This is a genomic window from Lentzea sp. (genome assembly GCF_035525475.1).
Lineage (GTDB): Bacteria > Actinomycetota > Actinomycetes > Mycobacteriales > Pseudonocardiaceae > Lentzea.
This window is the reverse complement of record NZ_DATLEC010000149.1, coordinates 69,644-93,673: the sequence shown is the minus strand read 5'-3', so window position 1 is coordinate 93,673 and position 24,030 is coordinate 69,644. Positions and strand designations below refer to the sequence as shown.

Annotated in this window: 20 protein-coding genes and 1 riboswitch; of the genes, 9 read left to right on the top strand and 11 right to left on the bottom strand. The window is 71.0% G+C overall.

The window, feature by feature from the left end:
• Window positions 1-70: 70 nt before the first annotated feature.
• On the top strand, window positions 71-2,344 hold the full coding sequence (locus tag VM306_RS24800; protein ID WP_414672446.1) for a chitobiase/beta-hexosaminidase C-terminal domain-containing protein: 2,274 nt from the start codon (window positions 71-73) through the stop codon (window positions 2,342-2,344).
• A gap of 52 nt (window positions 2,345-2,396) precedes the next feature.
• Here the strand turns inward: VM306_RS24800 and VM306_RS24795 are convergent, their stop codons facing one another.
• A complete protein-coding gene (locus VM306_RS24795; RefSeq protein ID WP_325519153.1) occupies window positions 2,397-3,230 on the bottom strand; it encodes an SDR family oxidoreductase in 834 nt (277 codons plus the stop codon).
• A 159-nt stretch (window positions 3,231-3,389) separates the two neighbouring features.
• Between VM306_RS24795 and VM306_RS24790 the strand changes: the two genes are divergently transcribed.
• From VM306_RS24790 to VM306_RS24775, 4 genes are read left to right on the top strand one after another with little or no spacing between them, the layout of a single operon-like run.
• The gene (locus VM306_RS24790) at window positions 3,390-3,770 is read left to right on the top strand and encodes a TIGR03618 family F420-dependent PPOX class oxidoreductase (protein ID WP_414672443.1); all 381 of its coding nucleotides are present in this window, start codon (window positions 3,390-3,392) and stop codon (window positions 3,768-3,770) included.
• Window positions 3,751-4,896 carry a precorrin-6y C5,15-methyltransferase (decarboxylating) subunit CbiE gene (cbiE, locus tag VM306_RS24785; protein WP_325519147.1) on the top strand — a complete coding sequence of 382 codons (1,146 nt, stop codon included), beginning with the start codon at window positions 3,751-3,753 and terminating at the stop codon, window positions 4,894-4,896. The genes VM306_RS24790 and cbiE overlap by 20 nt, the downstream gene beginning before the upstream one ends.
• Complete coding sequence (gene cobM / locus VM306_RS24780; RefSeq protein WP_325519145.1) at window positions 4,893-5,633, top strand: precorrin-4 C(11)-methyltransferase; 741 nt, start codon at window positions 4,893-4,895, stop codon at window positions 5,631-5,633. The genes cbiE and cobM overlap by 4 nt, the downstream gene beginning before the upstream one ends.
• Window positions 5,630-6,331, top strand: coding sequence for a cobalt-precorrin-6A reductase (locus VM306_RS24775; RefSeq protein WP_325519143.1), 702 nt, complete (start codon window positions 5,630-5,632; stop codon window positions 6,329-6,331). Before cobM ends, VM306_RS24775 begins: the two co-directional genes overlap by 4 nt.
• Here the strand turns inward: VM306_RS24775 and VM306_RS24770 are convergent.
• The 3 genes from VM306_RS24770 to VM306_RS24760 form a co-directional block, all read right to left on the bottom strand.
• The gene (locus VM306_RS24770; protein WP_325519141.1) at window positions 6,303-7,754 is read right to left on the bottom strand and encodes a precorrin-2 C(20)-methyltransferase; all 1,452 of its coding nucleotides are present in this window, start codon (window positions 7,752-7,754) and stop codon (window positions 6,303-6,305) included. The genes VM306_RS24775 and VM306_RS24770 overlap by 29 nt on opposite strands.
• A gap of 103 nt (window positions 7,755-7,857) precedes the next feature.
• Window positions 7,858-8,478, bottom strand: coding sequence for a precorrin-8X methylmutase (locus VM306_RS24765; protein WP_325519139.1), 621 nt, complete (start codon window positions 8,476-8,478; stop codon window positions 7,858-7,860).
• Complete coding sequence (locus VM306_RS24760; protein WP_325519137.1) at window positions 8,475-9,542, bottom strand: hypothetical protein; 1,068 nt, start codon at window positions 9,540-9,542, stop codon at window positions 8,475-8,477. Before VM306_RS24760 ends, VM306_RS24765 begins: the two co-directional genes overlap by 4 nt.
• A 51-nt stretch (window positions 9,543-9,593) precedes the next feature.
• Window positions 9,594-9,664: riboswitch (cobalamin riboswitch) on the top strand.
• 55 nt (window positions 9,665-9,719) lie between these two features.
• Between VM306_RS24760 and cobN the strand changes: the two genes are divergently transcribed.
• Window positions 9,720-13,286: a cobaltochelatase subunit CobN gene (cobN, locus tag VM306_RS24755; protein WP_325519134.1), complete on the top strand. Its 3,567-nt coding sequence runs from the start codon at window positions 9,720-9,722 to the stop codon at window positions 13,284-13,286.
• Here cobN and VM306_RS24750 read toward each other — a convergent pair.
• Window positions 13,247-13,924: a helix-turn-helix transcriptional regulator gene (locus VM306_RS24750; protein ID WP_325519132.1), complete on the bottom strand. Its 678-nt coding sequence runs from the start codon at window positions 13,922-13,924 to the stop codon at window positions 13,247-13,249. The genes cobN and VM306_RS24750 overlap by 40 nt on opposite strands.
• A gap of 54 nt (window positions 13,925-13,978) precedes the next feature.
• Between VM306_RS24750 and folE the strand changes: the two genes are divergently transcribed.
• Complete coding sequence (folE, locus tag VM306_RS24745) at window positions 13,979-14,524, top strand: GTP cyclohydrolase I FolE (protein WP_325519130.1); 546 nt, start codon at window positions 13,979-13,981, stop codon at window positions 14,522-14,524.
• Here the strand turns inward: folE and VM306_RS24740 are convergent.
• Window positions 14,515-15,024, bottom strand: a complete 510-nt coding sequence (locus VM306_RS24740) for an EF-hand domain-containing protein (protein ID WP_325519128.1) — start codon at window positions 15,022-15,024, stop codon at window positions 14,515-14,517. The genes folE and VM306_RS24740 overlap by 10 nt on opposite strands.
• 54 nt (window positions 15,025-15,078) lie before the next feature.
• Window positions 15,079-17,622, bottom strand: a complete 2,544-nt coding sequence (locus VM306_RS24735) for an AAA family ATPase (protein ID WP_325519126.1) — start codon at window positions 17,620-17,622, stop codon at window positions 15,079-15,081.
• A 280-nt stretch (window positions 17,623-17,902) separates the two neighbouring features.
• Here VM306_RS24735 and VM306_RS24730 point away from each other — a divergent pair, with 280 nt between their 5' ends.
• Window positions 17,903-20,518, top strand: coding sequence for a LuxR C-terminal-related transcriptional regulator (locus VM306_RS24730; protein WP_325519124.1), 2,616 nt, complete (start codon window positions 17,903-17,905; stop codon window positions 20,516-20,518).
• On the opposite strand, the gene VM306_RS24725 is transcribed toward VM306_RS24730, so the two are convergent.
• From VM306_RS24725 to VM306_RS24715, 3 genes are read right to left on the bottom strand one after another with little or no spacing between them, the layout of a single operon-like run.
• Complete coding sequence (locus VM306_RS24725; RefSeq protein ID WP_325519122.1) at window positions 20,472-20,906, bottom strand: LapA family protein; 435 nt, start codon at window positions 20,904-20,906, stop codon at window positions 20,472-20,474. The genes VM306_RS24730 and VM306_RS24725 overlap by 47 nt on opposite strands.
• Window positions 20,907-20,958: 52 nt before the next feature.
• Window positions 20,959-21,489, bottom strand: coding sequence for a DUF742 domain-containing protein (locus VM306_RS24720; protein WP_325519120.1), 531 nt, complete (start codon window positions 21,487-21,489; stop codon window positions 20,959-20,961).
• Between the two features lie 39 nt (window positions 21,490-21,528).
• A complete protein-coding gene (locus tag VM306_RS24715) occupies window positions 21,529-22,452 on the bottom strand; it encodes an anti-sigma factor RsbA family regulatory protein (protein ID WP_325519118.1) in 924 nt (307 codons plus the stop codon).
• A 101-nt stretch (window positions 22,453-22,553) separates the two neighbouring features.
• Here VM306_RS24715 and VM306_RS24710 point away from each other — a divergent pair, with 101 nt between their 5' ends.
• On the top strand, window positions 22,554-23,375 hold the full coding sequence (locus VM306_RS24710; RefSeq protein ID WP_325519116.1) for a MerR family transcriptional regulator: 822 nt from the start codon (window positions 22,554-22,556) through the stop codon (window positions 23,373-23,375).
• A 19-nt stretch (window positions 23,376-23,394) separates the two neighbouring features.
• Here VM306_RS24710 and VM306_RS24705 read toward each other — a convergent pair whose 3' ends face one another.
• Window positions 23,395-24,027, bottom strand: a complete 633-nt coding sequence (locus VM306_RS24705) for a GTP pyrophosphokinase family protein (protein WP_325519114.1) — start codon at window positions 24,025-24,027, stop codon at window positions 23,395-23,397.
• Window positions 24,028-24,030: the final 3 nt, after the last annotated feature.

Below are 24,030 nucleotides of genomic sequence, written 5' to 3'. Positions count from 1 at the left end.
TGCCTCTTCCCTTCCATGTCATCTCATGTTTACCGTTTCAGGTGTGAGAGCGCTCTCAAAGGTGAGATGGCTGGCCGGTCTGGCCGCCACAGCGATTGCCCTGTCGTCATTCGCGTCGTCCTCCGTCGCCTCCGCGGCCGATGACTACACGCAGAGCGTGACGGCGCTGGACGCCACTCAGGCGAGGATCAACTTCACGCCGACGACCCCTGCCCTGTACGTCGACGTGCACTACCTGGTTTCCGGTGCGAACCAGCAGAACTTCCGCATGACCAACAACGCCGGGACCTGGCAGAAGACCGTCGGGTCGCTGTCGTCCGGCACGCAGCTCGAGTACTGGTTCACCTACGAGAAGAGCGGACCGCAGTACGACACCCCGCACTTCACCTACACCCACGGCAGCACGCAGGCGCCGGTCGCGACGCCTACGTTCAGCCCGCCGGGTGGTGCGTACACGTCCGGTCAGACCGTGACGATCTCCACCGCCACGAGCGGCGCCACGATCCGGTACACAGTGGACGGCTCTACGCCGACGGCGTCGTCTCCTGTCTACAGCGGGCCGATCTCGGTGCCCAGCAGCCGGACGGTCAACGCGATCGGCATCAAGTCCGGTCTCGCGAACTCGTCCGTCGCCAGCGCGACCTACACGATCGGCACGCAGCAGGGGTGCGTCCAGTCGGACAACCCGAGCTTCGGTCCGAACACGCGCGTCTTCGACCCGAGCATGTCCGCCGCGAGCATCCAGACGCAGCTCGACACCGACTTCAACAACCAGAAGGACACGCTGACCGCGCAGATGGCGTCCCGCCGGGTCGCGCACCTGTTCAAGCCGGGCACGTACAACGTGCACGACGACGTCGGCTTCTACACGTCCGTCTCGGGCCTGGGGCGCAACCCCGGTGACGTCGTGATCAACGGCGACATCACCGTGGACGCGTTCAACGAGTCCGACAAGGGTGTGGCGCTGCAGAACTTCTGGCGTTCCGCCGAGAACATGGCCGTCAACCCGAGCACCGGCACCAACCGCTGGGCCGTCGCGCAGGCCGCGCCGTTCCGCCGCATGGACATCCGCGGCAACCTGGCGCTGTACCCGGCGTCCTACGGCTTCGCGTCCGGTGGCTACACGGCCGACACGCGCGTGTCCGGTCAGACGGCTTCGGTGTCGCAGCAGCAGTGGTACACCCGTGACAGCAACTACGGCAGCTGGAACGGTGGCGTCTGGAACATGGTGTTCTCCGGGACGCCCGGCGCTCCGGCGACGACGTTCCCGAACCCGCCGTCGACCAACCTGGCGACGACGCCGGTCTCACGTGACGTGCCCTACCTCTACTTCGAGGACGGCAAGTACCGCGTGTTCCTGCCTTCGTTGCGCACCAACGCCTCCGGTGCGTCGTGGGTCAACGGTGGCACGCCCGGCAGCTCGTTGCCGATGAGCCAGTTCTACGTCGTCAAGTCCGGTGACACCGCCTCGACGATCAACGCGGCGCTGGCGTCCGGCTGCAACCTGTTCTTCACGCCCGGCATCTACAACGTCAACCAGACGATCAACATCACGCGGCCCAACACCGTCGTGCTGGGCATCGGCTACGCGACGATCGTGCCGCAGAACGGCGTCACCGCCATGCAGGTGGCCGACGTCGACGGCGTGCGGATCAAGGGCATCCTGTTCGACGCGGGCACGACCCTGTCCCCGTCGCTGCTGACCGTCGGCCCGTCCGGCTCGTCGGCGTCGCACGCGTCCAACCCGACCACGCTGCAGGACGTGTTCTTCCGCGTCGGCGGGGCGGTCCCGGGCAAGGCGACCAACAGCCTGGTCGTCAACAGCCACAACACGATCATCGACCACACCTGGATCTGGCGCGCCGACCACGGCAACGCCGGAACCTGGGGCTGGAACGAGGCGATCGGGGACACCGGTCTCGTCGTGAACGGCAACGACGTGCTGGCCACGGGCCTGTTCGTCGAGCACTACCAGAAGTACCAGGTGATCTGGAACGGCGAACGCGGGCGGACCATCTTCTTCCAGAACGAGATGCCGTACGACGTGCCGAACCAGGCGACCTGGAACAGGCCGAACGGGCAGGCCGGGTACGCGGCCTACAAGGTCGGCGACAACGTCACGAACCACGAGGCGTGGGGGCTCGGCAGCTACTGCTTCTTCAACGTCAACCCGTCGGTGCGGGCGGAGAACGCGTTCGAGGTGCCGAACCGGTCCGGCGTGAGGTTGCACAACCTGCTGACCGTGTCGCTCAACTACCAGGGAACGATCACCCACGTCGTGAACAACGTGGGTGGGGTGACGCCGCCGGGCACGGTGCCGGTGAACGTCGTCAGCTACCCGTAGCGGACAGATGAGAGCGCGGCCCGTCACCTCAGGTGGCGGGCCGCGCTGTCGTTCAGCGGAAAGCGGCGGCGTTCTCCCCCGCCCAGTCGGAGAAGGGCCTGGCCTGACGACCCGTGACCCGCGCCACGGTGTCGTGCACGGCCAGCAGTGCGTCGTTGACGTCTCCGCCCATCAGGTCGAGAACCGCGTCCGCGGTCTCGTCCCCCATGTGGGGACTCATCTCCTGGTGGGCCTGTTCCCGGCTGATCTCCACCAGCGACAGCTCACGCCCGACGGCGGCGGCGATGTCCGCCACCTGCTGCCGCGGCGTGACGCGCCGCGGCCCGGTCAGCGGGTAGGTCTGGCCGCGGTGGCCGGGTTCGGTGAGCGCCGCTCGCGCTACAGCGGCGATGTCCGAGGGGTGGACGGTGGGAAGCCCGATGTCGGCGTACGGAACGCGGACCACCGCTTGGTCGCGGATCGACCCTGCCCACATCAGGGTGTTCGAGGCGAACTGCGTCGGCCGCAGGACCGTCCAGGCCATGCCGCTGCTCTTCAACGACTCCTCGACGGCCAGGTTCGCCCCGGCGGCGCGCAGGTGCGGGTGGGTCTGGACCGTGATCGACGACACGAGCACCACGTGCTCCACGCCTTCCTGCCTGGCGGCCTCGATGGTCTGTGCCTCCGATCCGAAGCCCTGCAACAAGAACAGCGAGCACACACCGCTGAGCGCCGCTCCGAGCCGGTCCGCACGCGTGATGTCCGCCTCGACGGCTTCGACGTCCGCGGGGAACCCGGCCCGTGCCGCGTCGCGGGTGAGACCTCGCACCGGCCCCGCACCGCTCGCCCGCAGCTCCGTCAGCAGAGCCCTGCCGATGTTGCCGGTGGCGCCCGTCACCAAGATCATCATTACTCCGCGTGGTCGAGGATGGTCCGCGGCAACCGTAGGATCTCGACCAAAGTCGAGGTCAACAGCCGGGACGCACCGGGTGACGGCAGGCCGCGGTTCGCCCGCCCGTGAAGGGCTGATTTCGTTTCCCGGCCCTCTCATTGCATGATGCTGGGCATGTCGATCGAGCGGGGCGCCGAGTTCGCCGAGTTCTGGTCCGAGCGGCACCTGTGCACGCTGTCCACCGCGCGCCCGGACGGCACCGTGCAGGTCGTGCCGGTCGGGGTCACGCTCGACCAGGAGGCCGGTGTCGCGCGCGTCATCACCGACGGGGCCTCGTGGAAGGTCAAGCACGTCCGCAAGGCCGGGTACGCGGCGGTGTGCCAGGTGGACGGTCGGCGCTGGTCCACCCTGGAGGGTCCGGCGGTGGTCAGGGATGACGCGGAGTCCGTCGCGGAGGCCGAGCGTCGGTACGCGCTGCGCTACCGGCAGCCGCGGGTGAACCCGACTCGGGTCGTGATCGAGATCCAGGTGAAGCGTGTCACCGGAACAGTCTGACGTCGTTGTCGTCGGCATCGGGGCCGACGGCTGGGACGGGTTGTCGCCCGCCGCGCGGCAAGCCGTCAGGAGCGCGAAGGTGCTGATGGGGTCGCGCCGCCAGCTCGACCTGGTGCCGGGGGAGTTCGAACGGGTCGCGTGGCCGTCGCCGCTGGTACCGGCGTTGCCGGAGCTGTTCGAGAAGCACCGCGACGTGTGCGTGCTCGCGTCCGGCGATCCGATGTTCCACGGCATCGGCACGACGCTGGTGCGGCTGCTGGGGTCGCGGGTCAGGGTCGTTCCGCACCCCTCGTCGGTGTCGCTGGCCGCGGCGCGGCTCGGGTGGGCGTTGAACGAGGTCGAGGTCGTGTCACTGGTCGGGCGTTCTCCCGACCTGCTGCGGGCCGCGTTGAGCCCGGGACGGCGCGTGCTGGTGCTGGGCGGGGACCCGGAGACCGTCGCCGGGATCGCGGGGCCGATCACCGTGCTGGAGCAGCTCGGCGGGCCCGCCGAGCGGGTCTACGAGTGGTCCGGACAGGCCGCGGACCCGTTGTGCGTCATCGCCGTCGAGTACGCGGGTGCGGCGTATTCTCGCGCGCCGGGGCTGCCCGACGACGCCTACGAGACCGATGGCCAGCTGACGAAGCGCGAGGTGCGGGCGATTTCCCTGTCGAGACTGGCGCCCCTGCCGGGGCAGCTGCTGTGGGACGTCGGGGCCGGGTCCGGGTCCATCGCGATCGAGTGGGCGCGCACGCACCCCACGTGCCGGGCGATCGCCGTCGAGCAGTCGGCGGAGCGGGCCGGACGGATCGTGCGCAACGCCGCCTCGCTCGGCGTGCCGGGCGTCGAGGTCCACATCGGACGCGCGCCGGACGTGCTGGAGCCGCTGGAGAAGCCCGACGCGATCTTCATCGGCGGCGGGCTGACCGTGCCCGGTGTGGTGCAGAAGTGCTGGGACGCGTTGCCGTCCGGCGGGCGGCTCGTGGTGAACGCCGTGACGCTGGAGTCCGAGGCCGTGGTGGCGCAGTGGTACGCGCGACTCGGCGGTGACCTGGTGCGCATCGCGGTGAACCGGGGATCGGCGGTCGGCGGGTTCACCGGGTGGCGGCCGCACATGCCCGTGACGACGTGGAGCGTGACGAGGTGACCGTGCACTTCATCGGAGCCGGTCCGGGCGCCGCCGACCTGATCACGGTGCGCGGCAGGGATCTCATCGCCGCGTCGCCCGTCTGCCTCTACGCCGGCGCGCTGGTGCCGGTGGAGCTGCTGGACTTCTGCCCGGAAGGGGCGCGCAAGGTCGACACGGCGTCGTTGACGCTGGACGAGATCGTCGCGGAGCTGGTGGCGGCGACCGAGCAGGGGCTGGACGTGGCCCGGCTGCACTCCGGGGACCCGGCGGTGTTCAGCGCGATGGCGGAGCAGATGCGCAGGCTGGACGCGCTGGGGATCTCCTACGACGTGACGCCCGGAGTGCCGGCGTTCGCGGCCGCGGCGGCTTCCTTGCAGCGCGAGCTGACCGTGCCGGGCGTGGGGCAGACGGTGATCCTCACGCGGACGTCGCAGCGCGCCACGCCGATGCCTCCCGGCGAGGACCTGGACACGCTGGGCCGCAGTCACGCGACGCTCGTCCTGCACCTGGCCGTGCAGCGGATCTCCGAGGTGGTCGCCGAGCTGGTGCCCCACTACGGCGCGGACTGCCCGGTCGCGGTGGTCGCGTACGCGTCGCGGGAGGACGAGGTCGTGCTGCGCGGGACGCTCGATGACATCGCCGCACAGGTGCGGGCCGCCGGGATCAAGCGGACCGCGGTGATCATCGTCGGGCAGGTGCTGGGAGCCACGCAGTTCCCCGACAGCCACCTGTACTCGCCCGCTCGCGCTCGATGATCCTCATCCTCGGCGGGACGGGGGAGGCGCGCGAGCTGGCCGCCCGCGTGCCCGCCGTCTCCTCGCTGGCCGGCCGGGTGAGCGCGCCCCGGCTGCCCGTCGGCGAGGTCAGGATCGGCGGGTTCGGCGGCGTGGACGGGCTCGCGCAGTGGTTGCGGGACAACGAGATCGACGCGGTGGTCGACGCCACGCACCCGTTCGCCCGCCAGATCACCGCGAACGCCTTCGAGGCCTGTGGACGTGTCGGCGTGCCGTTCCTGGTGCTGCGCCGGCCCGGCTTCACGCCGCAACCCGGCTGGCGGTGGGTCGGCAGCGTCGCCGAGGCCGCACAGGACCTTCCGGGGGAGAGGGTGTTCCTGACGACCGGGCGGCAGGACCTCGCTGAGTTCGCCTCGTGCCCGCAGTGGTTCCTGGCCCGCATGGTCGAGCCGCCGGAACCGCCGATGCCCCAACGGATCGAGGTGCTGCTGTCACGCGGACCGTTCACAGTGGACGGTGAGCTGGTGCTGATGCGGTCGCACCGGATCGACGTCCTGGTCACCAAGGACAGCGGGGGCGACATGACCTCGGCCAAGCTCGAAGCCGCGCGTCAGCTGGAAGTCCCCGTCGTGATCGTGCGCCGGCCACCGCTCCCGCCCGCGGACACGGTGGCCGACGTCGACGCCGCCGTCAGGTGGTTGGGTACCGCCGGGGCGTGAACACGACTCCCTGCGGTGTCACGGTCGTCTGCGAAGAACCGATGATCAGCAGGCAGCGCATGTCGATCGTGGCCGGGTCGAGGGCGCCGAGCGTGAGGACGCGGATCTCCTCCTCGGGGCCGCCGACGTCACGCCCGACGACGACCGGCGTCTCCGGCTTCCTGTGCTGCAGCAGCAGATCGCGCATGTCCGCGACCTGGTGCGTGCGGGCCTTGGACGCCGGGTTGTAGATCGCGATCACGAGATCGGCCTTGGCGGTGGCCTCCAGCCGGGAGGCGATGACGTCCCACGGCTTGAGGCGGTCGCTCAACGAGATCACCGCGTAGTCGTGACCCAGCGGCGCACCGGCCTTGGCCGCCACGGCGTTCGCGGCCGTGACGCCGGGGATGATCCGCACCGGCACGTCCGCGGCCTCCGCCGCGACCTCCAGGACCGCGGTGGCCATCGCGAAGACACCGGGGTCGCCCGACGACACCACGGCCACCCGCGCACCGCGCCGGGCCAGGTCCAGCGCGAAGGCGGCGCGTTCCGACTCGACCTGGTTGTGGGTGGCGTGGCGCTTCTGACCGGGACGTTCGGGAACGCGGTCGAGGTAGGTGGAGTAGCCGACCAGCTCGTCGGCGGCATCGAGCTCCTGACGGGCCTCGGGCGTCAGCCAGTTCCGCGAGCCGGGACCGAGACCCACGACGACGACCTCGCCCCTGGGCTTCGCCGGCTTGGACTGGCTCGGCAGCACCGCGATGGAGAAGTACGGGACGGTCGCGGGGTCGACGTCGGCGAGCGGCGCCAGCTTCTGCCTGCCGGTGGTGGCGCGCTCGACGTACCAGGCGCCGTCGAGCCTGCCCGCCTCCTCCAACGCCTGGCGCACGTTGCCGAAAGTGCGGCCCAGTTTGAGGATCGCGGCCGAGTCGGTGTCGGCGAGACGGCTCGCGAGCTCGGCGGGCGGCAGCGTGCCGGGCAGGATCGTGAGGACCTCGTCGCGTTCGACGAGCGGGGTGCCCAGCACCGCGGACGCGCCGCTCACGGACGTCACGCCGGGCACCACCTCCCACTCGTAGCGGTCGGCGAGCCGCTTGTGCATGTGCATGTACGAGCCGTAGAAGAACGGGTCACCCGCGGCGAGCACGACGACGTCGCGCCCGGCGTCGAGGTGGGCGGCGAGACGGGCGGCGGCCTGCTCGTAGAAGGCGTCGATCTCGCCCTGGTAGTCGTCGGTGTCCTCGGTGGTGACCGGGTAGACGAGCTGCTCGACGATCTGGCCCTCGCGGAAGTACGGCTCCGCGATGGTCTTCGCGACGCTGCGGCCGTGACGGGCGCTGTGGAACGCGACCACGTCGGCCTCCCGGATGAGCCGCGCGGCCTTGACCGTCACGAGCTCCGGGTCGCCAGGACCCAGGCCGACGCCGTAGAGCTTGCCTGTCATTCTTCTTCGCTCGCAATCGCCTGGGTGTTGAGCGCGGTGCCGGTGTTCGGGCCGCTGGGACCCAGGCCGACGCCGTAGAGCGCTGTAGTAGATCTTTTGGTGATCATTCTTCTTCGCTCGCAATCGCGTTGATGGCCGCGGCCGTCATGGCGCTGCCGCCGCGCCTGCCGTGCACCACGAGGTGCTCCAGATCCGTCGCGGCCAGAGCTTCCTTGGACTCCGCCGCCCCGATGAACCCGACCGGGATGCCCAGGATCGCGGCGGGCCGCGGGGCTCCGGCGGCGATCAGGTCGAGGACGTGGAACAACGCCGTCGGGGCGTTGCCGATCGCGATCACGGCGCCGTCGAAGCGGTCCGCGAGGAGTTCGAGCGCGGCGGCGCTGCGGGTGTTGCCGATCTCCCGCGCTCGCGCGGGAGTGCGGGGATCTTGCAGGTAGCAGAGGACTTCGTTGTCCTTCGGCAGCCGACGGCGGGTCACCCCGGACGCGACCATGGTGGCGTCGCAGAGGATCGGGGCGCCTGCCCGCAGGGCCTCGCGGGCGTCGCGGACGACGTTCGGCGAGAACGCGACGTCGTCCGGCAGGTCGGTCATGCCGCACGCGTGGATCATGCGGACGACGACTTTCGCGACGTCGCCGGGGAACCTGGTGAGGTCCGACTCCGCGCGAATGGTGGCGAAGGACTGGCGGTAGATCTCCGCCCCGTCCTTGATGTACTGCGTCACCTGATCTCCTCGTAGCCGTCGCCGGTCGCGACGAACTCGATCACATCGCCGGCGGGACGACCACACCGGCGTGAGCAACCCGACCAGTGCACGGGCCGCGGAATCGATCCCGATTGGCGGGCCCCCTGGGGGGTTCGGGCCCCCACTCCTATCGTCCCATCCGGGTCTGACAGTTCCGGGCGGCTGACCCATTCGCGCACGTCGGCGCGGACGTCCGACAACGACTTGGCGCAGCCGGGCCGTCCGGTGCAGGCGCTGACGCCGTGCCACGGCGAGTCCGGGTCCGTGATCAGGCCGGACGTGTCGGTGCCCGGTGGCACGACCACGCTGCGCCACGGGGTCACACGGATCGGGACGCCGGCGAGCTGGGAAGCGTCGAGCCGGCCCAGTGGAACGCCCGGGGTCGAAGGGGAAGGTGCGACAGGAGTCACAGCCGGGGTGATGCGCGGAGCGTCGGTGGCGCCGAAGTGGTCGGTGATCTTTCGCACACCGCCGTCCACTTCGGACAGGCGCCACGCGGTCCCGCGCATCGACTGGAACAGCCGGGCCGCGGTGACGAGGGCGTCGACGGGATCGTGAACCCGGACACCTGTATCGGTACCGGCCAGCAGGAGGACGTTCCCGACGAGGCCGAGGTCGCCACCCAGCCCGCTCACCGAAGCACCGACCGTGACCAGGAAACGCCCTGGTAGCGAGGCCAGCGAGGGGTCCGCGCACAAGGCCGCGTCCAGTGCGTCGACCAGCGCCTGGTTGTCCTCCAGGGGCGCCGCGACGATGTTGCGGACGCGCTCGTGCGACCAGGACGGCAGCAGGCCCGCCGCACGCATCCGCTCGCCCAGCTCCACCCCGTCCGCGAGCCCCCTGATCTGGAGGTTCGCCCGCGAGGTCAGCTCGACCGAGCCGTTCCCCAGCTCGGCGGCGGCAAGACGGACGGCATCCCACCGAGCAGCGGGAAGAGTGCCGCCCGGCACCCGGATGCGCGCCAGCCCGCCGTCGGCCGCCTGATGCAGCTCGACGGCGCCGGGGCAGGCGTCCGGGTGACCCCGGTAAATCCCACTGGGCATAGGTCGGACTGTAACCCGCCGGTTAGGGTGAGCCCGAACGACGAAGCGCAGGAGGAAGCCGGTGCGAATCCGGCGCGGTCCCGCCACTGTGACCAGCGAACACCGCTGGGAGTCAGGAACTCCGCTTCGCCGCGACCCGCAACCTGGGGCGAGGACCCCACGAGGGATGGAGCCTGCGTGATCCTGCTGCTGTCGACCTCCGACACCGACCTGCTGTCGGCGCGTGCGAGCGGTGCCGAGTACCGGCTCGGCAACCCCGCCCGGCTCACCGTCGACGACCTGCCCGCGCTGGTGGAGGGCGTCGACCTCGTCCTCGTGCGCATCCTCGGCGGCCGCCGGATGTGGGAGGAAGGCCTCGACCGGCTCCTCGCCAGCGGGCTGCCGGTGGTCGTGCTCGGCGGTGAGCAACAGCCCGACGCGGCGCTGATGGAGCTGTCGACGGTGCCCGGCGGCGTCTGCGCGGAGGCGCACCTCTACCTCGCGCACGGCGGCCCGGCGAACCTCACCGAGCTGCACAAGTTCCTGTCCGACACGATCCTGCTGACGGGCCACGGCTTCGAGGCCCCCGCGGCCACCCCCACGTGGGGTGTGCTGGAGCGCGAGGCCTCGACGGTGGAGGGCCCGACGGTCGCGGTGCTCTACTACCGCGCGCACCACGTCGCGGGGAACACGGCGTTCGTGCACGCGTTGTGCGACGCGATCGAGGCCAAGGGCGGGCGGCCGCTGCCGGTCTACTGCTCCTCGCTGCGCACCGCCGAGCCAGAACTGCTCGAGACGCTGGGCCAGGCGGACGCGCTGGTGGTGACGGTCCTCGCGGCCGGGGGGACGAACCCCGCGAAGGCCTCCGCCGGTGGCGACGACGAGGCGTGGGACGTCGGCGCGCTCGCGGCGCTGGACGTGCCGATCCTGCAGGGGTTGTGCCTCACGTCGAGCCGCGAGTCGTGGGACTCCAACGACGACGGGCTGTCCCCTTTGGACACCGCGACGCAGGTCGCCATCCCGGAGTTCGACGGGCGGATCATCACGGTCCCGTTCTCCTTCAAGGAGATCGACTCCGACGGTCTCACCGTCTACGTGGCCGACCCGGAACGGGCGCTGCGCGTCGCGGGCATCGCGGTCCGCCACGGCCGTCTGCGCCACATCCCCGTGGCGCAGCGCAAGGTCGTCGTGATGCTGTCGGCGTACCCGACCAAGCACTCCCGCATCGGCAACGCCGTCGGTCTCGACACGCCCGCCTCCACCGTCCGGCTGCTCAAGGCCATGCAGGAGCACGGCTACGACATCGGCGACGAGCTGCCGGGCGTCGAGGAGCTCGACGGCGACAAGCTGATCCACGCGCTGATCGCCGCCGGTGGCCAGGACGCCGACTGGCTGACGCAGGAGCAGTTCGAGAGCAACCCGATCCGCATCTCCGCGGCCGGCTACCGGGAGTTCTACGACACCCTGCCCGACGACTTCCGCGCGTCGATGGAACAGCACTGGGGCGAGGCGCCCGGTGAGCTGTTCGTCGACCGCAGCAGGTCCGAGGACGGCGAGATCGTCCTGGCGGCACTGCGGTCCGGCAACGTCACCGTGGTCGTCCAGCCGCCGCGCGGGTTCGGCGAGAACCCCATCGCGATCTACCACGACCCCGACCTGCCGCCGTCGCACCACTACCTCGCCGCCTACCGGTGGATCGAGTCGTCGTTCGGGGCCGACGCCGTGGTGCACGTCGGCAAGCACGGCAACCTGGAGTGGCTGCCCGGCAAGACCGTCGGCATGTCGGCGTCCTGCGGCACGGACGCGGCGCTCGGCGACCTGCCGCTGATCTACCCGTTCCTCGTCAACGACCCCGGCGAGGGCACGCAGGCCAAGCGCCGGGCGCACGCGACCCTGGTCGACCACCTCGTGCCGCCGATGGCCCGCGCCGACAGCTACGGTGACATCGCGCGCCTGGAGCAGCTGCTCGACGAGTACGGGAACATCTCCGCGATGGACCCGGCCAAGGTACCGGCGATCCGCGCGCAGATCTGGACGCTGATCAAGGCCGCGAAGCTCGACCACGACCTGGGACTCGACGACCGGCCGCACGACGCCGAGTTCGACGAGTTCATCCTGCACGTCGACGGCTGGCTGTGCGAGGTCAAGGACGTCCAGATCCGCGACGGTCTGCACATCCTCGGCGAGGCGCCGACCGGTGGCGTCCGCGTCAACCTCGTGCTCGCGATGCTGCAGGCGCGGCAGATGTGGGGCGGCCAGGTCGCCGCGCTGCCCGGCCTGCGCGAGGCGCTCGGTCTCACGACCACCTCGCGCGAAGACGTCGACGCGGTGGAAGAAGAAGCGCGCGCACTCGTCCAGGCGATGGAGGACGCGGGCTGGGACGCCGAGGCCGCCAAGACGCTGCACGAGTCGGCGGACGTGCAGAAGATCCTGGAGTTCGCGGCGCTGGAAGTGGTTCCGCGGCTCGCGCGCACGACGGACGAGATGACGAACGTCCTGCACGCGCTGGACGGCGGCTACATCCCGGCCGGCCCGTCGGGGTCGCCGTTGCGCGGCCTGGTGAACGTGCTGCCGACCGGCCGCAACTTCTACTCCGTCGACCCGAAGGCCATCCCGTCGCGCCTCGCGTGGGAGACCGGCCAGGCGATGGCCGACTCGCTGCTGGCCCGCTACCGCGACGAGAACGACGGCGAATGGCCGCCGTCGGTGGGCCTGTCGGTCTGGGGCACGTCCGCGATGCGCACGGCCGGCGACGACATCGCCGAGGTGTTCGCGCTGATGGGCGTGCGGCCGGTATGGGATGACCAGTCCCGCCGCGTCACGGGCCTCGAGGTCATCGCGCTGGACGAGCTCGACCGGCCGCGCATCGACGTCACGGTCCGGATCTCCGGTTTCTTCCGTGACGCCTTCCCGCACGTCGTGTCCATGATGGACGACGCCGTGCAGCTGGTGGCCGCGCTCGACGAGCCGGCGGAGCAGAACTTCGTGCGGGCGCACATGCTCAAGGACCTGGAGGAGCACGGCGACGAGCGCAGGGCCACGCTGCGGATCTTCGGGTCCAAGCCGGGCGCGTACGGCGCGGGCGTGCTGCCGTTGATCGACAGCCGCACCTGGCGCGACTCGTCGGACATCGCCGAGGTCTACGCGGTGTGGGGCGGCTACGCCTACGGCCGCGGGGTCGACGGCATCTCCGCGCGTGCGGACATGGAGTCGGCGTACCGGCGGATCGCGGTGGCGGCCAAGAACATCGACACCCGCGAGCACGACATCGCCGACTCTGACGACTACTTCCAGTACCACGGCGGCATGGTCACGATGGTGAAGGCGTTGACGGGCAAGGCACCCGCCGCGTACGTCGGTGACAGCACGCGGCCGGAGGCGGTGCGGACGAGGACCCTCACCGAGGAGACCTCGCGGATCTTCCGCGCCCGCGTGGTGAACCCGCGCTGGGTCGGGGCGATGCGCCGGCACGGGTACAAGGGCGCGTTCGAGCTGCAGGCGACGGTCGAGTACCTGTTCGGCTACGACGCCACGACCGGCGTCGTCGCGGACTGGATGTACGAGAAGCTGACCGAGACCTACGTGCTCGACCCGGAGACCCGCAAGTTCCTGCAGACCTCGAACCCGTGGGCGTTGCACGGCATCGCCGAGCGGCTGCTGGAAGCGGCCGAGCGCAAGATGTGGGAGCACCCGGAGGAGTCCACTCTGGACGCGCTGCGGTCCGCCTACCTGGAGACCGAGGGCGACCTGGAGGACGGCGTCTGATCCAGCCGGACGCAGCACCGGTCCGGTGACGGGTCGAGGCGCGCGGTCACCCCGCTCGCCTCGGCCCCGTCCAGCAGCCCGCTGACCAGGCACAGGTTCATCCCGCACACCAGCCGGGTGTGCCGCTGCGCCAGGCTGTGGAACGGGCAGTTGCCCAGCAGGATAGACCCGTCGTCCTCCCGCGGCTCGAAACCGAGGCCCGCCAACGCTTCCGCGACGCCACCGGTCGTGGACGAGGCGAGGCCCACGCCCCACTCGTACGCGCGCCGGTTCAGGATCTCGCGCACGGGCTCGCCCGTGCTCTCCGCCTCCACCAGCGCGTCCGTGAGCAGGTGGCTCGCGGCCTCGTACCGCCGGTCGGGCAACGAGACCTCGATCTGCTCGCAGGACCGCCGGTAGAGCTTCGCCGGGCGTCCCGCTCCGGGCCCTGTCCGGCCCGAACGCCGCTGGTGGACCACGTCCAGCAGTCCCAGGTCGACCAGCTTGTCGAGGTGGAACGCGGCTGTCGTCCTGGGCAGCTCCACGGCCTGCGCGGCCTCGTCCTTGCTGATGGGCGCGGTCTGGCGCACCACGAAGTCGTAGAGCCTCCGCCGGGTCGGTTCGTCCAGGGCCGCGACGGCGGCGACGGGATCGGCCATTTCTAAAACCTACTCCAGTTGACTAAATTCGGCCAGCGGAACTACCGTGGCGGCATGGACGTCGAAGGCGCGCAGAAGGCGGTCACGGACCTGCTCAAGGCGCTGGGCAAGGACCCTTACTCGGTGCACCTCGCCGACACCCCGCGCCGCGTCGCGGAGGCGTACGCCGAGCTCTTGACGCCGCGGGCGTTCAACCTCACGACGTTCCCGAACGACGAGGGCTACGACGAGCTGGTGCTGGCGCGCGGGATTCCGGTGCAGTCGTTGTGCGAGCACCACATGCTGCCGTTCCACGGCGTCGCGCACGTCGGATACCTGCCGGGGGAGCGGATCCTGGGCCTGTCGAAGCTCGCGCGGGTGGTCGAGATGTTCGCGCGCGACCTGCAGGTGCAGGAGCGGCTCACCAAGCAGGTCGCGGACTGGCTGCAGGAACACCTGCGCCCCAGGGGAGTCGGCGTGGTGATCGAGGCCGAGCACATGTGCATGGCGCTGAGGGGCGTGCGCGTCTCCGGGTCCAGCACCGTCACGTCGGCGTTGCAGGGCGTGCTGCGCGAGGACCCCGCGTCACGTCAGGAGTTCTTCGCCCTCGTTCACGCCTGAACCGGGCCGAACGCGTAGGAGCCGGCGGCCCCGGCGTCGTCGCCGGCCCAGAACTCCATCCACATCTGGACGAACTCGTGGCGCGACAGCCTGCCGTCGCCGTCGAAGTCGAGCCTCGCGAAGTCGATCGGGCCGTCGTGGCCGAGCCACGCGTGGATCATCATCCGGTACTCGTCCTGCGAGACGTAGTCGTCGTTGTCCGCGTCCGCGGCGGTGAACATCGCGTCCGCCGTCCCGAAGACCGCCTCCGGAGCGGCCGGCAGCACGTCGACGACGCCCAGCACGTCGTCGAGCGAGACCCTGTCGCGCCCGGCCGCGGACCGCAGGGCGTCCCACCAGCCCATCATCACCCGGGACAGCTTCTCCTCGTCCCCGCCGCGCAACGCCACCCAGCGCTGGGCCAGCGCCTCGAAGTCGCCCTTGGCGAGGTAGCCGTCGCCGTTGGCGTCCATCGCCTCGAAGACCGGGGCCACCTTGTGTCTCTGGAACTCGCTCGCCATGCGCCGAAGATAGGCTGAACGTCGTAAGGCGACTATCGGCCGAACGGGTCCGAACTAGTCCACGAACAGGGCATTGGACAGCTGCGCACGGCCGGACACGCCGAGCTTGCGGTAGATCCCCGACAACGCCGTCCCGACCGCGTCCGCGGGCATGAGCAGCATCGATGCGATCTCCTCGTCGGAACGGCCGCGTGCCGCGAGCTCCGCCACCTGGTGCTCGGCCGGGGTGAGCGCGGTCGGCCCGGTCTGGCGCATCCGCCGAGGTCCGGCGCTCGTCGCCACCAGTTCGGAGTAGGCCCGTGCGGCCATCGCGGTGGAGCCGCACTTCTGCGCCAGGTCCAGCGCGTCCCGCAGGCACGCGCGAGCACCGGCCGTGTCGCCCTGACGTCGCACCACCACGCCGAGATCGACCAACGCACGCGCCAGTTCCAGGCGAGCGGGGGAGTTCCGCAGCACCTGCACCGCTTCCTCCAGCAACGTCCGCCCGGCCGCGCCCGCGGTCACCCGGCCTTCGGCGCGCAACGCCATGCCCAACGCCCTCGGCGCGCCCCAGGCACGTGCCAGCGCGACCTCTTCGAGTGCGAGCTCCCGCGCCCGTTCCGAGTCGCCGATCGCCGCGCAGGCCAGCGCCGCCCCGGACCGCCACGCCAACGGCGCTGGATTGCGGTAGGGCCACGCCGCGCAGTGCCGTCCGGCGGCGAGGAATGCCTCCAGGGCCTCGTGGTCGTCGCCCCGCGCGGTCAGCAGCCGTCCGCGAACCGTCAGCAGTCCGCCGTACTGCCACACGCGCCGCGCCCCGTCCGTAGAGGACTCGGTGATCAACGACTCCGCCTCGTCGAGGTGGCCCTCCTCGAGCAGGATGTCGGCGAGCAGTGCGGCGTGCCACGCCGAGACCGCGTGCCAGCGCCGGTCCTGCCGCAGGTGGTCCTCCGCCAGCGTGAGATCGGCGCGGGCGGAGACGAGATCTCCCTTGCGGCGCTGGACGTTCGCGCGCATCACGTACGTCAGCGCCCGCAACGCCGGCGCCTGCGCGCGGTCCACGTCGTCCAGCACGGTCAGCGCCTCGTCCAGCGAGTCGGCGAGGTTCAGCGTCATCGCGGACGTCAACGACGACAGCACGTCGCCGGTCGACACCCGCGACACGGCCTCGGCGGCGGTGATGTCCCCGACCATCACGTGGTGCAGCACCCCGGCAGGGGTGTCGAGCGAGACCGGCGACGGCACGGCCTCCTGCCACGCCAGCCCGTGCACCGCCAGATGTGCCCGCACCCGGGGAGAACCGTCCGCCAGCACCGCCGCCAGCCCGGCCGCGTCTCCCTCCGCGTGCAGGGCGTAGGACAGCGCCACAGCCGTTTCCTCGTCGTCCACATCGGACTGGAGTGCCTCGCGCAACCGCGCCGTCGCGCCGGGCAGGTTGCCGACCAGCTCGGCGATCCCCAGCAACCGCAGGGCGCGGGAAGGGTTCGCCACCGGTTCGCGCAGCGCCCGCCACAGCACCCGCGCGGCACCGGCCGTGTCGCCCCGGTTCACCGCCTCCTGCGCGGCCCTGTCCAGCACCTCGCCCGCCCACGGCTCCAGTCCTGGCGACGTCTCCAGCAGGTGGTCGGCCACCACCCGGTCCGCGGCGCCGTGCGCGCGCAACGACCGTGCCGCTCGAAGGTGCAGATCAGCCCGTGCGGGCGCGGGCATGTCGTCGAGGACCGCGGGCCCGGCCACGCCGAGCAGGTCGACGGTCCGCACGGCCTCGGCCAGCTCCAGGGGGCTCAGCCTGGTCAGGTCGGCCAGCACACCGGGGTGCGGGGACGGCCCGAGCACGGCGAGGCACTGCGCGGCGGCCACGACAGCGGCGGGACGACGGCGCAACCGGGCCGCCGTGATCTCGCCCAGGACCTCCGCGCCCCGGTGCGCGACCCGCCACGCGTGCTCCGCGGTCGGCGGCACCCGGTCCTCCGCCAGTGCCGCCACCAGACGTGTCACGGCCAGAGGGTTCCCGCCCGTCACGGCCACGCACGCGGCGACGAACTCGGGAGAGGGCGTGCCGAGCGACGAGACCAGCGCGGCCACCGCCTCCTGGGAGAGGTCGTCCAGCACGACCCGCCGGCACACAGCCATGATCTCGCCGTGCGACGGGTCGTCACACCGTTCGCCGGCACCCACGGTCAGCACGAGTGCGATGGGCAGCCGTTGGACCCGCAACGCCAGGTAGGCGAGCCAGCGCAGTGACGCGGCATCGGCCCAATGGGCGTCGTCCACCACGACGAGCAGGTCTTCCCGGCAGGCCAGCGCCGCCGCCAGCCGGTAGACGCCGTGCAGCACGGGGAAGTCCGCGGCCGGTGCGGTGAGCTGCAACGCGCTCACGGCCTCGGGAGGGACGAGATCCGGGTCGGCCAGGTCGAAGAGCTGGGCGACCACCCCGAACGGCAGGTCGCCGTCCAGCGCACTGCAGCGCGCCCGCACGACATGTCCCTCCCAGCGGGCGGAGAGGTCGTCGAGAACCGCCGTCTTGCCCGTGCCGGGGGCACCCTCCAGCACGGTGGTCGTGCCCGGCGTCACCTGGTCGCTGATTCCGGCACACCACGCATTCCGCCGGTTTTCCACGATCTCTCCACAATCCGCGGCCGAAAGGATTCAGCGGAATTGATGCTAGGAGAAAGTGCGCCGCTTGCCCAGGTAAAGCTTCCCGCGTTGCAGGCGTCTCAACAGGAGTGCGGCCCGTATGATCCCGCGGGCAACTGCTCGAATGGGCAGCGGCAGCCGGACTGCGCCCTCGCGCGATCATCCCAACGGCCCAGGGGTGCTGTCCCCCGGCTGGTCGCGGTGCGGGTCGTCGTGGTGAACCAGACCTGTTCTCCGCCGCCGCGGAGCGAAAGGAAAATGGGTGTCGGGGAATCGTGAAGGGGTGTTCCGCGGCCGTGAGGGAGAACGGGAGCTCCTGAGCGGTGTGCTGGACGCGGGTACCGGCGTGGTGCTCGTCGACGGCGCGGCGGGAACGGGCAAGACCCGGCTGCTGGCCGAGGCGGCCGCACTGGCCGCGCACCGCGGCGCCGAGGTCGCCACCGCTCAGGACGAGCTGGACCAGCCGCTCCTGCTGGCACGACTGGCGGAACGCAGGCCGGGCGGCCCCGCGCTCGTCGTCCTCGACGACCTCCACCTGGCCGAACCGGGAACGCTCGCCGCACTCCGTTCCCCGGTGGCCGCCTCCGCCTGCGAGAAGGTCGTCTGGCTGCTCGCGCGCCGCCGCGGCGAGGGCGCCGACCGCCTGTTCGCCGCCGCGCTCGCCCGCGGCGCGGTGCGGATCGAGCTGCGGCCGTTGCCGGACAACGTGATCGCGGACCTGGTCGCCGACCTCGCAGGGGGAACCCCCGACCGCGACCTGCTGGCGCTGGCGTCGACCGCCCGGGGCAACCCGGCCGCGGTGACCAGCCTCCTGGACGCGCTGCGCGCGGACGGTCAGATCGCGGTCGTCAACGGCCAGGCGTCGCTGCGCACCGACCGCTCGCCGTTGAACACCGAGGCGCTGCTGAGCGAGCGCGTCAGTGCGTTGAGCGGCAGGGCGAGACACCTCCTGCAGGTCGCCTCGGTGCTCGGGCCGCGCTTCGAACCCGGTGACGTCGCGGAGATGCTGGCGTCCAGCACCGCGATCCTGTTGCCCGCACTGGACGAGGTCATCGCCGCGGGCCTCGTGGCGGCGCCGGAGGACGGGCTGGCGTTCCGGCACGAGCTGGTGTGGCGCCTGGTCGCCGGCTCCGTGCCCCCGCCCGTGCGGCGCGCGCTGCACCGCGAGGCCGGCGAGATGCTGCTCAAGCGCGGCGACTCCGCCGTCAGGGCCGCCCAGCACCTGCTGCACGGCGCCCAGCGCGGTGACGCGCGGTCGATCGACGGACTCGTCACCGCCGCGACCGCCGTGCTGTTCACCGCACCGGACGCCGCGGCCGAGCTCGCCGTGCGGGCGCTGGAACTGACCGACCCGGCCTCCCCGTCACTGCCGCACCGCACGGTGATCGCGGTGCGCGCGCTGATCGCGGCGGGCAGGCTCGCCGCGGCGCAGGCGCTCGCGCGGGACGCGTTGTCCCGCGAGGTCTCTCCCGAGCCCGCCGCGAAGCTGCGGCACTGCGTCGCCATGACGACGTTGCTGACCGCGCGGCACGCCGAGTCGGCCGAGCACTGCGAGGCGTTGCTGGACGAGCCCGACCTGCTGCCGGAACTCGTGCCGTGGGTGGAGATCACCCGCATGATGGCGTTGCTGGGCCACGACCGGAACCGGGCGGGGGAACTGGCGGAGACCGTCGTGCGCACGCGCCAGGGCTCGCCGGACGACGTGCTGGCGACGGCGCTGGCCGTGCTCGCGGCGATCGCGCGCGACACCGGACAGCCCGGTGCCGCACTGGAACTGGCCCGTGAGGCCGCCCGGTCCGTCACGTCCCACGACCTCTGCGCGTACCCGCGGCTGCTGCTCGCGACCGTGTTCTCCGGCCTGAGGGAGTTCGCCGAGGCCGACAGCGTGCTGCGCGGGGCGCGCAGCGGTCCGTCCGCGGTGGTCGCCAAGGGGATCATGACAGCGGTCGTGCAGGCCAGGATCCTGGTGCAGGCGGGCCGGGTCGAGGAGGCGGCCACCGAGGCGCGCGCCGCGCTGACCACGGCGGAGGAGACGGGACACGCGGCACTGGTGGCGCCCGCGCTGGCCGTGCTCGCGGTGGTCGCGATCCACACCGGCGACCTGCCCGCCGCCGTCGAGCACGTCGGGCGCTGCCGCGAGAGCGTTCCCGCCGACGGGATCCTGTTCTCCCGCGCCTGCTACCAGTGGAACGACGTGCTGGTCACGTACGTCGGCTCCGGCCTCGAGAAGGCCTTGGAGCTGCTTCGCGACGAGTACCCGGACCTGGTGTCGTCGGGGCTCTTCGCGGAGGAGCCCCGCGCCGCCGGGTGGTTCGTGCGCCGGGCGCTGGAGGCGGGCGACGAGGGGCTCGCCAAGTCCGTCGTCGACAGGGTGGAGCAGCTGGCGGGGGAGAACCCCGGATTCCGCGCGGTGGCCACGGCCGCGTTGCACGCGCGTGGTCTGCTCGACGCCGACGCGTCGCTGCTGGAACTGGCCGTGCGGCAGGACGGCGACCTGTGGGCGCGGGCCAACGCGGCCGAGGACCTCGGTGTGCTGCTGGACGACCGCGCCGCGTCGGTGAAGTCGCTGGAGAGCGCGCTCGGGCTCTACCGGGAGATCGGCGTGTCCCGCGACAGCGCCCGCGTGCTGGGACGGCTGCGCAAGCTGGGACGGCGACGCCGGGCGGAACCGGCCCGTCCCGCGTCCGGGTGGTCCGGTCTGGACGACACGGAACGGGCCATCGCCACCCTCGTCGCCAAGGGTCAGACGAACCGGCAGATCTCCACACAGCTGTTCATGTCACCGCACACGGTGAACTTCCACCTGCGCAAGATCTTCCGGCGACTCGGGATCAGCTCTCGCGTCGAACTGGTGACGAGGTCGCGGGAGGACCGGTGAGCCGCTTCGTCTGACGGCGCAGCTGCAGGATGCGGGCGGCACCGATGACCGCGACCAGCACCGCGCCGAGGATCGCCGCGAACAGCAGCGCGACGCCCAGCGGAAGGCTGAACTCACCCCACAGCAGGTGGATCGTCGTGGTGCCGCCGTTCTGCAGGATGAAGACCAGCAGGAAGATCAGCACGACGATCGCCACCAGCACGGCGATCCAGGTGCCGCTGATCCGTGTCGGCCGCGTCGTCTTCTTCTGCACGCTCTTCTGCGCGCTCTTCTGGGCGGTCGCCGGAGGGGACGACGGGGGGATGGTGGACGGCGGGGTCGCCGGCCTCCCGGCCGGGATCGGCTCGGTGACCGGCGCCTTCTGGGTCTCGTCGCGGGGTGTCGTCACACTCCGGATTATCGGTGACCGGGTGCGGTCCCGCTGGTTGGCGAACGGGTGGCTACATCCTGCGCAGCCCCGACAGGACCCGCTCGAGCAGCGCCATGTTCGGCTTGTCGCCCGGCTCGTGCACCGCGACCAGGTTGAGCGTGATCAGGTCGCTGAGCAGGACTCGCGTGACGCCGAGCGGGATCTTCATGAGCGCCGAGATCTCGGCGACCGACCGCGGCTGCAGGCACAGCCGCATCATCGCCGCCTGGTCGTTGTTCGCGCGGTACAGCCGTTCCTCGTCCGTCGAGAGCAGCGTCTCCAGGCGGAGGTCGTGGCGGGCCGCGGTGCGGCCGCCCGTGCGTGCGTAGGGACGGATGAGCGAGCTGTCCCGCGCGGGGACACTGGGTGGTACCTCTTCTGGCATGGGCCACTCCGAGGGCGGCTCCGGTGGGCGTTGGCGCAACGGTTGCTGACGGGGCAGCTGCTGCGTCTCATGGCCGTACGAGTCACCTCGCTCGTCGGCCTGCAGCCACCCGCGGGTCGCCGGGGCTCCGGACCGAGCCCCGGTGTAACCGATTTCCGTCGCTTCCTCGTCGTGCACGTGCCCAAGCTATAACGAAGTCGCCCAAATGTATGTCGATCACGTTGCCTTTTTGTCACCCAGATCGAATCTGACCTGGATTGCAGTGCCGGACGACGTCGTTTGGGTGCGCACGAGATCCGCCAAACGGTTGACAAGCAACAGACCGCGACCGCCTGGTTCGTTTGCGTGAACAGGGGTGCGTCCGGCCAGAACATCGGTGATGTGACCGTTGTCGTTGACTTGGCAAACAATACTTTCGCTTTCCGTCCATACGCGAACCGTGCTCTCGCCGCCGCCGTGCCGGACGCTGTTGGTCGCGAGCTCCGTGACCGCGAGCGCGAAGTCGTCGAGACGCCCCTGCGCGAGACCGAGCTTCACGGCCTGCTCGCGGGCGAACGCCCGCACCGCCGCCATCGCGCCGGCGCCGACCGACGTGCTCGCCGCGTCCACCGGGATCGCCAGCGGCAGCGAGTGCGCGGCGACGACCACCCGTGCGGGGTGGAAGTGGTCGCTGGGACGGTGACCACCCGCGTCGATCACGACGGGGTGGGTCTTCTCGGCGTCGGCCAGCACGTCGTGGCTGAGCGACGAGGTGTCGTAGGGGCACAGGATGCTGAGGTCGCGCCCGCTGAACGCGTAGTTGACCAACGCCTCGTGCAGCGCGCACGCCGGGTACTCGACCTCGGAGCGCCGGTCCCACACCGGTTCGCTGATGACGCGGACGGCCCTGCGGTGCCGGTCGGCGAACGCGCGGAGCGCGGGGATGATCCGGCCGGGGTTGCGGCCGGTGTCCGCCATGTCGAGGAAGGTCACGAGGTGCGCGAACCCGCTCAGCGCTTCCCTGAGCAGTTCCAGGTTCCTGCTGGGCACCGCCACGGCGACGGGTTCGGCGTTCGCCAGACCCTCCACCACGAACGGAACGGTCCCGTCGATGTAGGACTCCTCGTCGGAGTAGAACAACGCCGGATGTGCGAACGCCATGCGCCACCTCTCGTCAACATCGCGGGATGCGCACCCGGGACGTTGCTCAAGCCATCATTTCTTGACTCTCACACCGTGTCAGCCCTTACACAGGAACGGTCATGTTCACCATCGGAGATTTCGCCCAGCTGGGGCGCGTGTCGGTGCGGATGCTGCGCCATTACGACGCGGTCGGGTTGCTCCTTCCCGCCCACGTCGACCCGGCGACCGGCTACCGCTTCTACACCGCGTCCCAGCTGCACCGGCTCAACCGCCTGATCGCCCTGAAGGACCTCGGCCTGACGCTCGACCAGGTGCGCGTCGTGCTCGACGAGAAGCTGTCCGTCGAGCAGCTGCACGGCATGTTGTCGTTGCGGCGGGCCGAGCTGCGGCAGCAGATCCTCGCGGACGAGTCGCGGTTGCGCCGGGTCGAGGCACGTCTCCGCGCCATTGAAAGGGAGGGCGCCATGCCCACCGACGAGATCGTTGTGAAGGCCGTGCCCGCTGTCCGCGTCGCCCGCCTGAGCGCCACCGCCGCCTCCTACGGGCCCGAGGACATCGGCCCGGTCATCCAGCCGCTGTACCCGCAGCTCTTCGAACGGCTGGGCCGCGCGGGCGTCACCCCGTCCGGCCACGGCATCGCCACCTACGAACCGGCTCCCGGTGACGAGGTGGTCGTGCACGCCGGCGTGACCGTCGCCGTCGAACCTTCCGCGAGCTTCGAGTTCGAGGTGGTCGACCTGCCCGCGCTGGCCGAGGCGGCGACCGTCGTGCACCGCGGGTCGATGGACGACGTCGACGTGACGTACCAGGCCGTCGCGGCGTGGATCGAGGCGCACGGGTACAAGCAGAACGGGTTCGCGCGGGAGGTGTACCTGAACTACGGGGAGGGGGATCCCGCGGACTGGGTGACGGAGCTGCAGTTGGAGATCACCAAGCCGTAGCGAGTCCGGCGCGGCTGGATCAGTGCTCGTCGGAGTGGATTCGCCGGTGCAACGACTCCATCCGCTCGTCCAGCTGCGCCGCGATCATCGCCGACGACATCAGCTCGTCCACGAAGTCCGCGGGCGGGCTGTCGTCGTACTTGTAGAACAGCTTGTGCTCCAGCGTCGCCCAGAAGTCCATCGCGATGGTGCGCAGCTGCACCTCGACCTTCACGTGCTCCACCCGGTCCGACAGGAACACCGGGATCCGCACGATGAGGTGCAGGCTGCGGTACCCGTTCGGCTTCGGGGTGGCGATGTAGTCCTTGGTGTGCAGGATCTCCACGTCGTGCTGGCGCGCGAGCATCGCCGAGACGCGGTAGACGTCCGACACGAACGGGCAGATGACCCGCACGCCCGCGATGTCGTCCAGCACGACGCCGATCGCGTCGAGGTCGAGTGGAAAACCCTTGCGCCGCAGCTTCTCCAGGATGCCTTCCGCCTTCTTCACGCGGCTGGTGATGTGCTCGATCGGGTCGTGCCGGTGGACCGAGTCGAACTCCTCGCTGAGGATGCGGAGCTTCGTCATCAGCTCCTCGATCGCGAACTTGTAGACGAGCAGACGCCGTTCGAGGTCGCGGAGCAGGCTCAGGTCGTCGGCCAGGTCGGTCACCAC

Bases quoted from the DNA above. Each gene is read 5' to 3' on its own strand.
- VM306_RS24710 (WP_325519116.1), top strand. From the start codon at position 22,554: ATGTTCACCATCGGAGATTTCGCCCAGCTGGGGCGCGTGTCGGTGCGG.
- VM306_RS24795 (WP_325519153.1), bottom strand. From the start codon at position 3,230: ATGATCTTGGTGACGGGCGCCACCGGCAACATCGGCAGGGCTCTGCTG.
- VM306_RS24790 (WP_414672443.1), top strand. From the start codon at position 3,390: ATGTCGATCGAGCGGGGCGCCGAGTTCGCCGAGTTCTGGTCCGAGCGG.
- VM306_RS24740 (WP_325519128.1), bottom strand. From the start codon at position 15,024: ATGGCGAGCGAGTTCCAGAGACACAAGGTGGCCCCGGTCTTCGAGGCG.
- VM306_RS24775 (WP_325519143.1), top strand. From the start codon at position 5,630: ATGATCCTCATCCTCGGCGGGACGGGGGAGGCGCGCGAGCTGGCCGCC.
- folE (WP_325519130.1), top strand. From the start codon at position 13,979: ATGGACGTCGAAGGCGCGCAGAAGGCGGTCACGGACCTGCTCAAGGCG.
- VM306_RS24760 (WP_325519137.1), bottom strand. From the start codon at position 9,542: ATGCCCAGTGGGATTTACCGGGGTCACCCGGACGCCTGCCCCGGCGCC.
- VM306_RS24715 (WP_325519118.1), bottom strand. From the start codon at position 22,452: ATGGCGTTCGCACATCCGGCGTTGTTCTACTCCGACGAGGAGTCCTAC.
- VM306_RS24770 (WP_325519141.1), bottom strand. From the start codon at position 7,754: ATGACAGGCAAGCTCTACGGCGTCGGCCTGGGTCCTGGCGACCCGGAG.
- VM306_RS24750 (WP_325519132.1), bottom strand. From the start codon at position 13,924: ATGGCCGATCCCGTCGCCGCCGTCGCGGCCCTGGACGAACCGACCCGG.